This is a genomic window from Variovorax dokdonensis (assembly GCF_030316895.1).
Lineage (GTDB): Bacteria > Pseudomonadota > Gammaproteobacteria > Burkholderiales > Burkholderiaceae_C > Variovorax > Variovorax dokdonensis.
Map to the genome: position 1 here is coordinate 1,197,426 of NZ_JASZYV010000001.1, position 12,528 is coordinate 1,209,953.

The following is a 12,528-nucleotide window of genomic DNA, read 5'->3' on the forward strand; positions in this document are numbered from 1 at the left end:
AACTGCGTTGGCCCCATGCCAATCGCACCGGATCGACCCCACAAGCCTCACCGCCCGGCGGAACTTCAGCATCCCGACGTGTCGCCAGTCGCGCACACCCTCCCGCCCGGCTTCATGGTGGTTCACGGCAACCATCCCGAAGCGCTGCGCGACCTGCTGCTCGCGTGGCTGCAGCGGCATCCGCTCGCACCGCTCGAGGATGAGTGCGTGCTGGTGCAAAGCAACGGCGTGGCGCAATGGCTTCGCTTGTCGCTTGCACAGCCGCCCAGCCAAGGCGGCGTGGGCATCGCGGCGGCAATGCGGACCGAACTGCCCGCGGCATTCATCTGGCGTGCCTATCGGGCCGTGCTGGGCGACGCGGCCGTTCCCGCCGTCTCTCCGTTCGATAAGTCCTTGCTCACCTGGCGGCTCATGCGCCTTTTGCCAGCGCTTCTTCACGAGGCGGAGTTCGCACCTCTGCGCCGCTTCCTGGCCAACGACGAAGACTTGCGCAAGCGGCACCAGTTGGCCGAGCGCCTGGCCGATCTGTTCGACCAGTACCAGGTCTATCGGGCCGATTGGTTGGCCGACTGGGCGGCTGGGCGTGATGTGATCGTCACGAGCCGTCGAGGCGAGCAGCCGGTGGCCGACGAACTGCGATGGCAGCCACGCCTGTGGCGCGCCTTGCAGGAAGACGTGGGCCCCGAAGCGGCAGAAGGCAGCCGGGCGGCGGTCCATCGCCGCTTCATGGCAGCCGTGCAGGCGCGCACCGACCAACCCAGGCCAGTCGGCCTGCCGCGCCGACTCGTGGTGTTCGGCATCTCCTCGCTGCCTCAACAGGCGCTTGAAGTGTTGGGCGCGCTCGCGGGCTGGGTGCAGGTGCTGATGTGCGTCCACAACCCTTGCGAGCACGATTGGTCGGACATCGTCGCTGACAAGGACCTGCTGCGCGTCGAGCGCCGCCGCCAGAAGCCGAGGCGAAGCCCGCCTGCCGGCGCAAACGGAGCCGATGCAGGCGCTGCACTGCACCTCGATGCCCAGCCGCTGCTTGCCGCATGGGGCAAGCAGGGGCGCGACTTCATCCGCCTGCTCGACTTGCATGACGAAAAAGGCACCTACGCCCAGCGCTTCGCCGAAGCGGGGCTGCGCGTCGATCACTTCGAAGCCAATGCAGGCGACACGCTGCTGCGCCAGTTGCAGGACGACATCCGGGATCTGCGGCCGCTGCCCGAGACGCGCGAGCGATGGAGCGCGATCGATCCCGCCAGCGAGAACTCGCTGCGGTTTCACATTACGCACAGCCCTCAACGCGAGGTGGAAGTGCTGCATGACGAATTGCTGGCCGCGTTCGCGCAAGACCCCAGCCTGCAGCCGCGCGACGTGATCGTCATGGTGCCAGACATCGCGGCCTACGCGCCGCATGTGCAGGCTGTCTTCGGCATGGCCGCTGCGGACGATGCGCGGCGCATTCCTTATTCCATTGCCGATCAGGGCCAGCGCCACCACGATCCGCTGCTGGGTGCGCTGGAGCGACTGCTTGCACTGCCGCAATCGCGGGTCGCGGTGAGCGACGTGCTCGATTGGCTCGAAGTGCCCGCGCTTCGCGCCCGCTTCGGCATCGACGAAGCGCAGCTGCCGCTGCTGCATCGCTGGGTTCGCGCCGCCAACGTGCGCTGGGGCCTGCACGCCCAGCAGCGCCAGTCGCTCGAATTGCCGCTGGCGGACGACATCAACACCTGGGACTTCGGCCTCAAGCGCATGCTGCTGGGCTACGCGATTGGCGAGGCAAATCCGTGGCAAGGCATCGAGCCGCTCGACGAGATCGGGGGGCTGGACGCGGCCTTGCTCGGGCCACTCACGCGCTTCATCGACGTGCTGGCGCGCCATTGGCAGGCGCTGGCGCAGCCGGCCACGCCGGCGCAGTGGGGAGAGCGCCTGCGCACGCTCCTGGCCGACTTCTTCGATGGCGACGCCGACGAAGCCGATGGCCTGACCCTGCGACGACTCGACCAAGGCCTGCGCGATTGGGAGCAGGCCTGCGCAGATGCGGCGCTGACCGAGTCGCTGCCGCTGTCGGTGGTGCGCGAGCATTGGTTGTCGCAGGTCGACGCGCCGGCGCTCAGTCAACCCTTCCTGGCCGGTGGCGTGACCTTCGCCACCTTGTTGCCGATGCGCGCGATCCCGTTTCGGATGGTCGCTTTGCTGGGCATGAACGACGGCAGCTATCCGCGCAGCCGGCCCGCGGCCGACTTCGACCTGATGGGCCAGGACTTCAGGCCCGGCGACCGGTCTCGCCGCGAGGACGACCGTTACCTCTTCCTCGAAGCCTTGCTTTCCGCGCGAGAGCGCCTGCACCTGAGCTGGGTGGGGCGAAGCATTCACGACCCCTCCGAGCGCGCGGCTTCGGTGCTGGTGGCGCAACTGCGCGATCTCGTGGCCGCGGGCTGGCGCCTGCGTGGCGATGAAGCATTGACGCAGGATGAAGCCGGAAAGCGCCTGCTGGCGGCCCTCACGCGGGAGCATCGCCTTGCGCCCTTCGACGCTGCCTACTTCGATGCCGCGGGCCGCGCCGCGGGGTTGTTCAGCTACGCCTGGGAATGGCGCGCGGCAGCGCCTGCCGTCGCGGTGGTGGATGACGGCCGCGACGCGCATGCGCCGGCCGAACTGCCGGCGCTCGCCGGTCCGCCGTTGACGCTCAAGCGATTGGGCGACTTCCTACGCCAGCCCGTGCGCGAATTCTTCCGCCAGCGGCTGGGCGTGCACTTCGACAACGACGAATCGGTTCAGGAAGATGAAGAGCCCTTTGCGCTCGACGCACTGGTCAACTGGAAGCTCCAGGATCAATTGATCGCCGCACAGCGCGCCGCCATGGACGGCGGGCTGCCGCCGAGCGAACTGGCCGAGGTGCGGGCCGCGGAACTCGAACGCATGGCCCGACGCGGCGACCTGCCGATGGGCGAGTTCGGTGTGCTGGTCCAGGAGGACCTGGCGCAGCCCATGGACAAGCTCTTCGCGCTCTATGACGCCGAGCTTCGCAACTGGCCTCGCCCGCTGCCGCACCGGTCGCTGGATCTGCCGCCCGAGATTCCCGGCGACGAATCGATGCGACTCGGCGATTGGCTCGATCACCTGCGCGCCGATGAAAACGGCCAAGCCTGTCGCCTGCTGCTGCTCAGCAGCGGCCTGGTGAAGGACAACGTGTACCGCATCGACAAGATCGCGCCGCACTGGGTCGCGCACCTGGCGGCGCACCTGGCGGGCCAGCCGATCACCACGCGGCTGATCAGCAAGGCAGGCGACGTCACGCTTGAACCGATGGCCGAAGACGATGCGCGCGCGGCCTGGGCAGCGCTCGTGCGCGCGTACCACGAGGGCATGCGTCGCCCGTTGCCGCTGGCCTTGCAATCAGGGCGCGAATGGCTCCTGAAAAGCAGCGGCGCGAAAGCCACGCCGCAGTCCGCCCGTGAGGCTGCGCGCAAGGTCTACGAAGGCGACACCCACGGCGGCGGTCGCCCCGAGCGGGAGCAGAGCCCGGAGCTGGCGCGTGCCTATCCGGATTTCGATGCGCTGTGGGCCGATGGCGAATTTGCACGTTGGTGCGAGCAGTTGCTGGCGCCTCTGTGGCAATCGCTGCATGCGAAGGGCGACGCATGAACAAGGCGAACGACCAGCAGCCTCGCACCATGGACGCGTTGCGCTTTCCGCTGCGCGGCAGCCAACTGGTGGAGGCCAGCGCCGGCACCGGCAAGACATTCACGATTGCGGCGCTGTATCTGCGTCTGGTGCTGGGCCATGGCGGAGAAGCGTCCGCGTTCGCGCGTGCGCTCACGCCACCCGAGATCCTGGTCGTCACCTTCACCCAGGCGGCCACGCAGGAACTGCGCGATCGCATCCGCGCTCGACTGGCGCAGGCGGCGCAAGCCTTCCTGGCGGAACCGGATGAGGTCGAAAGCCTGCCACCGGGAAGGGACCTGCTGCACGACCTGCGCGCCGAATACCCGGCCGATCAATGGCCGCACTGCGCGCGCGTGCTTCGGCTGGCGGCCGAGTGGATGGACGAGGCGGCCGTCTCCACCATCCACGGCTGGTGCTACCGGATGCTGCATGAGCACGCCTTCGACAGCGGCAGCCCATTCATCCAGACGCTCGAAGCGGACCAGCGCGATCTGCTCGCCGAGGCGGCGCGCGACTACTGGCGCACCTTCTTCAACCCGCTCGAGCAGGCAGATGCACGACAGGTGCGGCAATGGTGGGCCACGCCGGAGGCCCTGTGTGCCGAGGTCGAGCGCGTTCTGCCGGTGCGCGATGCGCTGGCCGAGGGCGACGAGCCCGCCGTCATCTTGCGCCGCCAGCGCGAAGACGTGGGCCGCAGCCTGCAGGCCTGGAAGACGCCGTGGCGCGAAGGCTGGGTGGACGAGTTGCGCAACCTGCTGGACGACGCGGCGGCCAGGAAGTTGATCGACGGACGAAAGCTGCAGGCACGCAACTACAACCGTTGGCTGGACCTCTTGCGCCAGTGGGCCGCGGACGATGCGGTCGAGCCCTTCGACGACAAGAACGCCGCATGGTCGCGCCTGACGCCGGAAGGCATCCTGGATGCGTCCAAGGATGGCAAGGCTGCCTTCGATCATCCGGCCCTGCACGACTTGGCCACGCTGCAGCAGCGCATTGCCTCGCTGCCCGACGGCCGCGCGGAGCTGCTGCGCCATGCGCTGCACTGGATCGCGCAACGCCTGGAGCTGGCGCAGGCACGGCGCGCGCAAATGGGCTTCGACGAACTGCTCACCCGGCTCGACGCCGCGCTGCAAGGGCCCAATGGCGCGCGGCTCGCCGGCCTGATCCGCGCGCAGTTTCCGGTCGCGCTGATCGACGAGTTCCAGGACACGGACCCGCTGCAATACCGCATCTTCGACGCCGTCTATCGCGTGGCCGAGAACGCGCAGGACAGTGCCGTCGTGCTGATCGGCGACCCCAAGCAAGCCATCTACGGCTTTCGGGGCGCGGACATCCATACCTACCTGGCGGCAAGGCGCGACACCGATGGTCGGCACCACACGCTGGGCACCAACTTCCGGTCCAGCCACGCGATGGTGACGGCGGTCAATCGCGTTTTCGAAGGCGCAGAGGTGCGGCCCGACGGCGCCGGGGCGTTCGGCTTTCGCGATGCGGCGACCGACGAGAACCCGGTGCCCTTCGTGCCGGTGGCCGCGCAGGGGCGCAAGGAGCAATGGCGGATCGACGGCGTGTCTGCACCGGCGCTCACCTTCTGGACGATGCCGGCCGAGTCCGGCAAGAAGGGCGAAGCCGTCGATGCGCTGGCCACCAGTTGCGCCGGCGAGATCGTGCGGCTGCTCATGGCGGGCGCCGAAGGCCGGGCCGGCTTCATGCAGCCGGACGGCAAGCTTCAACCGCTTGGTGCCGGCGACATCGCGGTGTTGGTGAACACCGGCCGCGAGGCGCAGCGTGTGCGCGCGGCCTTGCGCGACCGGGGCGTGCGCAGCGTCTACCTGTCGGACATGGAATCGGTCTTCGCCAGTCCCGTGGCCGGCGAGTTGCAACGCTGGCTGCGCGCCTGCGCCGAGCCGGACGACGACCGCCCGCTGCGCGCCGCCCTGGCCACACCCAGCCTTGGCCTGGACTGGGCCGCGCTCGATGCGCTCAACCAGGACGAGCTGCAATGGGAAGAGCGCGTGCTTCAGTTCCGCCACTACCAGCAGCTGTGGCGGCGCCAGGGCGTGCTGCCCATGCTGCGCCACCTGCTGCATGACTTCGACGTGCCGCAGCGCCTGCTGGCCCTGCAGGACGAACGACGGTTGACCGACCTGCTGCATCTGGCCGAGCTGCTGCAGCAGGCCAGCAGCCAGCTCGACGGCGAACATGCGCTGATCCGCTGGCTGTCCGAGCAGCGCGACGTGCAGGGCATGCCCGCCGAAGGCCGCAAACTGCGCCTGGAAAGCGACGCCGCGCTGGTCAAGGTGGTGACGGTGCACAAGTCCAAGGGGCTGGAATTTCCGCTGGTGTTCCTGCCGTTCGCGATCCATGCGCGCGCCGTGTCGCGCAAGGACATGCCGCTTCGCTGGCACGACGAGGAGGGCCAATTGCGCGTGGCGTTGGCGCCCGATGACGAAGGGCTTCGGCGTGCCGACGACGAGCGCCTGGGTGAAGACCTGCGCAAGCTCTATGTGGCGCTGACGCGTGCTCGCCATGCAACGTGGGTGGGCGTGATGCCCGAATCCGACAAGGCGCGCAGCGCCCTCGGACAAGTGCTGGGCGATGCCGGCCCGGTGGCCCTGTGCGCAGGCGCGCAAGACGGCGTCGTCGCCGTGCTCGAGGCGCCGGCACCCAGCGACGCGCAGTGGCAGGACACAGCGCCAAGGCCTGAACTGGCGCCGCCGCCACCGCTGCCTTCGCGGCCGCCCGAGCGCTGGTGGATTGCCAGCTATTCGGCGCTGCGGCATCTGGACATGCAGGGCAACCTATCTGCGACAGATGGGGAGGGCGCGGCGTCGCTGCCGATGCCTGCGTCCAACGTCCGGCCATTGACCGACGAACTGCCGGCCGGGCCCGACAGCGCAGCCGACGACATCTACCTCGACAGTCGCGACGATGCCGCGGCGCCTCAGGCTCAGTCGCGTGCCGGCACGGCGTTGGCGTCGCTGGGGCGGCTGCATGATTTCCCCGCCGGCTCGGTGCCAGGCAGCTTTCTGCACGGCTTGCTCGAATGGGCGGGTCGGCAAGGCTTCGCGCGTGTGGCCGAAGACGAGGGCGTGCAGGCCGAACTGGCGCGCTGGCTCGAACGCCGCTGCGCGCAGGCAGGTTGGCAGGAATGGGCAGCGCCGCTGCAAGCCTGGCTGCTCGACTGGTTGGCCACGCCGCTGCGCCTGCCGCCCGAGCCTGGCCATCGGCGCGCCGTGTCGGTCGCGCCGTCGCAACTGAAGGCGTTGCAGATCGAGATGGAGTTCCTCGTTGCCGCACAGCATGTGGACGCGCTGATGCTGGACGAACTCGTGCGTCGCCACACGCTCGGCGGCGCGCCCCGGCCGGCGCTGTTGCCCAGGCAGGTCAACGGCATGCTCAAGGGCTTCGTCGACCTGGTGTTCGAGCACGATGGCCGCTACTGGGTGGCCGACTACAAGTCGAACTGGTTGGGCAAAGCCGATGCCGACTACGGGCCGGATGCGCTTCGCCAATCGGTGCTGCAGCATCGCTACGAACTGCAGTACGTGCTGTATGTGTTTGCGCTGCATCGGCTGCTGCGCGCCAGGCTGCCGGGCTACGACTACGAGCGCCATGTGGGCGGCGCGGTGTATCTGTTCCTGCGCGGCCATGCGGCGCCAGGGCAGGGCGTGCATGCCGAGCGCCTGCCGCGCGCGCTGATCGACGCGCTGGACCGCATGTTCGATGGCCTGCCGCCTGCGCCGCCACCGGCCGCAAGAGGCCAGATGGAGTTGGAACTGTGAGCGACGCACGTTTGCTCGGGCCGACGGCCGATGCGCATGCCTCGTTGTTTGCGGCGCTGGTACGGTGGGTGGATGCGGGCTGGCTGCGCGAGCTGGACCGCAGCTTTGCCGCCTTTCTTTCGCGCATGGCGCCCGAAGCCGATCCGCTCGTGATCCTGGCGGCGGCATGGGCGAGCCACCAGTTGGGGCGAGGGCATTCATGCCTCGACCTGCAGGCCGCCTGCCAGGATGCGGGCCTCACGCTGGCATTGCCGCCCGAAGGGCTGGCGTTCGCCGCGACAGAAGAGGCACCACCGGATGCGCCGGCCATGCTGCTGGCGTCGGTCGGCTTCGAGCGTTGGCAGGCGGCACTGGACGCCGCACCGCTGCTGGTCGGCACCGGGCAGGGCAGCACGCCGCTGGTGCGCGTCGGCACGCGCCTGTACCTGCGACGCTATTGGCACTACGAGCAGCAGGTTCGCCAGCAAGTGGCGCGCCGCGTTTCCACGCGCACGGCAGCGGCCGAAGAAGCAGCGCTTCCGCTATTGGCCGCGGCGCTCGATGCCTTGTTCGATCCGGCCGCTGGCCAACGCATGGACTGGCAGAAGGCCGCCTGCGCGCTGGCCGCGCGCCAGGCGTTCTCGATCATCACCGGCGGCCCTGGCACCGGCAAGACGACCACCGTGGTCCGCCTGCTCGCCGTGCTGCAGTACATGGCCATGGCCCAAGGAGGCCGCCGCCTGCGCATCGGGCTGGCGGCGCCCACCGGCAAGGCCGCGGCCCGCCTGTCGGAGTCGATCGCGGGCGCCGTGCAGAAGCTGCCGCTCGATCGCTTGCCGAACGTGGATGCCGCCGGCGCCGAGGAACTGCGTGCCGCCATCCCCACCAGCGTCGGCACCGTGCACCGCCTGCTGGGCAGCCGGCCCGACACGCGGCGCTTCCGGCACGACGCGCTCAACCCGTTGCCGCTCGATCTGCTGGTGCTCGACGAAGCATCGATGCTCGATCTGGAGATGATGGCCAACGTACTGGCCGCGCTGCCCGAAGAAGCGCCGCTCATCCTGCTGGGCGACAAGGACCAGTTGGCCTCCGTGGAAGCCGGCGCCGTGCTGGGCGACCTGTGCCGACGCGCCGATGCAGGCCACTACACGCCGCAGACCGCTGCCTGGCTGCGCAGCGCGACCGGGCAGTCGATCGACGATGCACTGCTCGACCCGCAGGGCCAGCCGCTCGACCAGGCCGTGGCCAAGCTGCGGGTGAGCTGGCGCTTTGGCGCCGACAGCGGCATCGGGCAATTGGCCGACGCCGTCAATGCCGGGCGCAGCGAGCGCGTTCGCGACGTGCTGCAAAGCGGCTTTTCCGACCTGCGCCACCTCGACCCGGCCAGCGACGACGCCGCTTTCGCTCGCCTGGTGGTGGACGGCGGCGATGACGACTTCGCATGGCGTGCCAAGGGCCGGATGGTGCAGGGCCAACCGGTGCCGCCGCCGGTCGGCCATGGCCACTACCTGCAGCGCATGCGCGACACGCAGCCGCCGATCGACGCACCCCAGGCGGCGTTCGATGGCTGGGCGCATGGCGTGCTCGGCGCGCTGGGCGGCTTCCAACTGCTTTGCGCATTGCGGCGCGGACCGCAGGGTGTGGAGGCGCTCAACACCCGCATCGCGCGGCTGCTGCGCGCGCGCGGCCTGATCGAAGGCGATGCTTCGGGCTGGTACGCCGGCCGCCCCGTCATGGTCACCCGCAACGACTACGGCCTGGACCTGCGCAATGGCGATGTGGGCGTCACGCTGGCGGTGCCGGACCGTCGCGGCGTCGCGTCGACGGGGGCCGCCTGGCGCCTGCGCGTGGCGTTCGCCGCACCGGAGTTGCCAGGCGGCGTGCGCTGGGTGTTGCCGAGCCGGCTGCGCGACGTGGAAACCGTGTTCGCCATGACCGTGCACAAGTCCCAGGGGTCGGAATTCAGCCATGCGGCCTTGCTGCTGCCCGAGCAGCCGAGCCCGGTGGTGACGCGCGAACTGCTCTATACGGGCATCACCCGGGCACGCCACTGGTTCACGCTGCTCGCGTCGCCGCAGGCCGTGCGTGCGGCCAGCGAGCGGGCGGTGCAGCGGGTGGGCGGCTTGTGATCGCCTTGCATCGGCCGATGCGCGTTCACCACGCGTAGCGCGCGCCCACGCGAGCCGTCCAGGCTTGGAAGGATTGGTTGCCCGTCTGCCAGCCCACGTCACCCCAGGCGGACCACTTGTTGCCCACGCCGATGGACAGCCCGCCCTTGAGCTCGAAGCGGTCGTTGGGATACAGGTCCTTGATCGACTGGCTGCCGTTGTAGATCACCTCGTCGCCCAGGTACGCGTCGTGCCACCAGTTGGCCGCCGCGTAGGGCGACAAGCGCAGGCCGCGCTGATCGGGGTCGCTCGTGCGCTGCAGCCGGACGCCCAGGCGCGAGGTCCAGCCGCCCCGGTGGGCGCTTTCGACCTGCGTGCCGTCCGATTCGATGAAGGTGTAGGCGTGGTTGTGCACGTACACCCACTGTGCCTGCGGCGTCAGGAGCCAGCCGGGTGTGAGGGCGAACGAATAGCCCGCCTCGCCCGAAGCCAGCCCCACGTGCGATTTGTAGTCGTTGGTGGCCAGGCCGGGCGGTGACACGCTGTTGTCGAACCAGCCGTATTGCCACCACAGGTCGCCATACCAGCCCAGGCGGCTGGTCGGGTCCTGGCGCCACGTGGCCGTCAGGCCGAGGCCATAGCCGTCGGCCTGGCCTTTGGCCGTGTAGGGATTGCCCGCCGCGGTGCCGTCGGTGCTTGCACTGCCATAGCTGGCCAGGGCGCCAAGGCGCCAGTGGCTCCACGAACGCGGCACCGGCAGTGCCACGCCGCCTTGAAGAAGCCAGGTGCTGCTGTCGGCCTCGAAGCGCGCGTTGTTGCTCGAACTCTTCATGCCACCTCCGTCCAGGCGCAACCAGCCTTCGCCGTTGGTGGGACTGGTGAAGCCCAGGCCGCCGTAGCGGTCGTCGAGGCCGTGGATGAAGATCAGGTCCGACTGCCGTTGCGCGCCCATGAGCGCGCCTGTTTCGGGCCGAGCGGCCTGTGCGGCGGCAAGGCCGGCATGGGTGACGGCAACGACGCCCGCAGCGGCCGCGAGGCATCGCGCCGCGTGCGTTCTGTCGCCTCTGATCGCAGCAAGCATGGTCTTCCTCCGGTCCGGTCGTTGCGGACGGTAGGTGGCGGGTGTGAACCTGAGATGAACGAGGCGGTCTTGTGCCGGGTGGTGCACTACCATGCCGCCATGGCCACATCTGCCCCCAGCTTTCAGGTACGCGACAGCCAGCGCTATGGCCGGCCGGAGTCAGGCTGGCGGCTGCGGCTGTACACCATCATCTTCGAAGCGGACACGCGAGCGGGTCGCCTGTTCGACGTGGCGCTGCTGCTGGTGATCATTGCCAGCGTCGCGGTGGTGATCGCCGACAGCATCGCTTCTGTTCATGCACGCTGGCAGACGCAGTTCCAGGTGTTCGAATGGATCTTCACCATTGCCTTCACCATCGAGTACATCGCCCGCCTGGCCTGCGTGCGGCGGCCGCTGCGGTACGCGCTGAGCTTCTACGGCATCGTCGATCTGCTGGCGGTGCTGCCCACCTACCTCGCCATCCTCGTGCCGGAGATGTCCGCACTGATCGACGTGCGCATCCTGCGGCTGCTGCGCGTGTTCCGGATCTTCAAGCTGGCCGAGTACGTGGACGAGTTCGGCCTGCTGGGCCAGGCGCTGCATGCGTCGCGCCGCAAGATCTTCGTCTTTCTCATCTTCGTCATGCTCATCGTGATGGTGATGGGCACGCTGCTGTATGTGGTCGAAGGGCCGGCCAATGGCTACACCAGCATTCCGGTGGGCATCTACTGGGCCATCACCACCATGACGACGGTGGGCTTTGGCGACATCACGCCGCAGACCGACCTGGGCCGCGTCATTGCCTCGGCCATGATGCTCATCGGCTGGGGAACGCTGGCGGTGCCTACGGGCATCGTGGGTGCGGAGTTCACCCTGCGACGCGCTGCCAGTTCGTCGCAGCCCACCACCCGCACCTGCCACGAATGCCTGAGCGAAGGGCATTCGCCGCGTGCGCGGTTCTGCAGTGACTGTGGCGCCAAGCTGCCGCCTTACCAGCACGAGGCGGCCGAGGCGCGCTGAGCGCGAGCCGCATGCCTGCGCGCCAGAAACAACCAAGGGAAGCCGTTGTGAACAGGAGAACGCTGATGGCCGCTGGCCTGCTGGGATCGTTGCTTTCGCTGATCGGCTGCGACCCGCAGCGCATCCAGGAACTCGAGGAGGGCGTATCGACGGAAGCCGACGTGCGCGCCAGATTCGGCGAGCCCGAACGCGTCTGGACGGTGCCCGGCGGGCGGATGTTCGAATACAACCGGCAACCGCAGGGCCAGAAGAACTACATGATCACCATCGGCCCTGACGGCAAGATGAGTGCGCTGCGCCAGGTCCTCACGCCCCAGAACTTCGCGCGTGTTCAGCCGGGCATGGCGGCCGAAGAACTGCGCCAGCTGCTGGGCAAGCCCGCAAAACGGACGCCGTATCCCCTGCGGGGCGAGACGGAATGGGACTGGCGCTGGGTGCAGCCGCCCAACTCGCCCATGGTGTTCACGGCCGTACTCGACCAGAACGAACAGCGCGTGCTGCGCAGTGGCTCCACGCCCGATCGCAGTACCGAGGCGCCCTAACGACGCCTAGTGCGTAGCCTTCGAGCGACCCTTGCCCGCTGGCTTGGCGGTAGTCTTCTTGCCGGAAGCGCCGTCAGATTCCTTGTGCGCTGCAGCAGGCTCATGGCGGCGCCGGATCTCGTGGTCCAGTGCGCCCTGGCCGGCGGCAAGCGCCACCTCGTAGCTGTCGAGCGGGTCGAACGCCGCACGGATGACGCGGGCGTTTCCACCCTGTTCGTCCGTCTCCAGCAGGCGCCATACATAGGAGCCGGGCATCGGCTCCGCGACGATGAGTTCGATGGGCTGTGTCATGGCTTTACCTTGATCCTCCCAAGTGCCCTTGTCTGTAGGAATTTGTCTCTGGGGGACTAGCGGCTGCGTTTGAGGGATTTCACCCCTCT

At 68.8% G+C, this 12,528-nt stretch carries 7 protein-coding genes; 5 read left to right on the plus strand and 2 right to left on the minus strand.

Going from position 1 to position 12,528, the window contains the following annotated elements:
- The first annotated feature begins 15 nt into the window (after positions 1 to 15).
- From recC to recD, 3 genes are read left to right on the plus strand one after another with little or no spacing between them, the layout of a single operon-like run.
- Positions 16 to 3,633: an exodeoxyribonuclease V subunit gamma gene (gene recC, locus QTH91_RS05590; RefSeq protein WP_286659014.1), complete on the plus strand. Its 3,618-nt coding sequence runs from the start codon at positions 16 to 18 to the stop codon at positions 3,631 to 3,633.
- Positions 3,630 to 7,439, plus strand: coding sequence for an exodeoxyribonuclease V subunit beta (gene recB, locus QTH91_RS05595; RefSeq protein WP_286659015.1), 3,810 nt, complete (start codon positions 3,630 to 3,632; stop codon positions 7,437 to 7,439). The genes recC and recB overlap by 4 nt, the downstream gene beginning before the upstream one ends.
- Positions 7,436 to 9,547, plus strand: coding sequence for an exodeoxyribonuclease V subunit alpha (gene recD, locus QTH91_RS05600; RefSeq protein WP_286659016.1), 2,112 nt, complete (start codon positions 7,436 to 7,438; stop codon positions 9,545 to 9,547). Before recB ends, recD begins: the two co-directional genes overlap by 4 nt.
- A 25-nt stretch (positions 9,548 to 9,572) precedes the next feature.
- On the opposite strand, the gene QTH91_RS05605 is transcribed toward recD, so the two are convergent.
- The gene (locus tag QTH91_RS05605; RefSeq protein ID WP_286659017.1) at positions 9,573 to 10,607 is read right to left on the minus strand and encodes an autotransporter outer membrane beta-barrel domain-containing protein; all 1,035 of its coding nucleotides are present in this window, start codon (positions 10,605 to 10,607) and stop codon (positions 9,573 to 9,575) included.
- Between the two features lie 99 nt (positions 10,608 to 10,706).
- On the opposite strand from QTH91_RS05605, the gene QTH91_RS05610 reads away from it, so the two are divergent.
- Positions 10,707 to 11,606 (plus strand): ion transporter, encoded by a 900-nt coding sequence (locus tag QTH91_RS05610; protein WP_286659018.1) that lies wholly within the window; start codon positions 10,707 to 10,709, stop codon positions 11,604 to 11,606.
- A 65-nt stretch (positions 11,607 to 11,671) separates the two neighbouring features.
- Positions 11,672 to 12,148: an outer membrane protein assembly factor BamE gene (locus tag QTH91_RS05615; protein WP_286659629.1), complete on the plus strand. Its 477-nt coding sequence runs from the start codon at positions 11,672 to 11,674 to the stop codon at positions 12,146 to 12,148.
- A 6-nt stretch (positions 12,149 to 12,154) separates the two neighbouring features.
- Here the strand turns inward: QTH91_RS05615 and QTH91_RS05620 are convergent, their stop codons facing one another.
- The gene (locus tag QTH91_RS05620; RefSeq protein ID WP_286659019.1) at positions 12,155 to 12,439 is read right to left on the minus strand and encodes a hypothetical protein; all 285 of its coding nucleotides are present in this window, start codon (positions 12,437 to 12,439) and stop codon (positions 12,155 to 12,157) included.
- Positions 12,440 to 12,528 lie beyond the last annotated feature (89 nt).

Excerpts from the sequence above, each read along its gene's own strand:
- recC (WP_286659014.1), top strand. The coding sequence starts at position 16 with ATGCCAATCGCACCGGATCGACCCCACAAGCCTCACCGCCCGGCGGAA.
- recB (WP_286659015.1), top strand. The coding sequence starts at position 3,630 with ATGAACAAGGCGAACGACCAGCAGCCTCGCACCATGGACGCGTTGCGC.
- QTH91_RS05605 (WP_286659017.1), bottom strand. The coding sequence starts at position 10,607 with ATGCTTGCTGCGATCAGAGGCGACAGAACGCACGCGGCGCGATGCCTC.
- QTH91_RS05610 (WP_286659018.1), top strand. The coding sequence starts at position 10,707 with ATGGCCACATCTGCCCCCAGCTTTCAGGTACGCGACAGCCAGCGCTAT.
- QTH91_RS05615 (WP_286659629.1), top strand. The coding sequence starts at position 11,672 with ATGGCCGCTGGCCTGCTGGGATCGTTGCTTTCGCTGATCGGCTGCGAC.
- QTH91_RS05620 (WP_286659019.1), bottom strand. The coding sequence starts at position 12,439 with ATGACACAGCCCATCGAACTCATCGTCGCGGAGCCGATGCCCGGCTCC.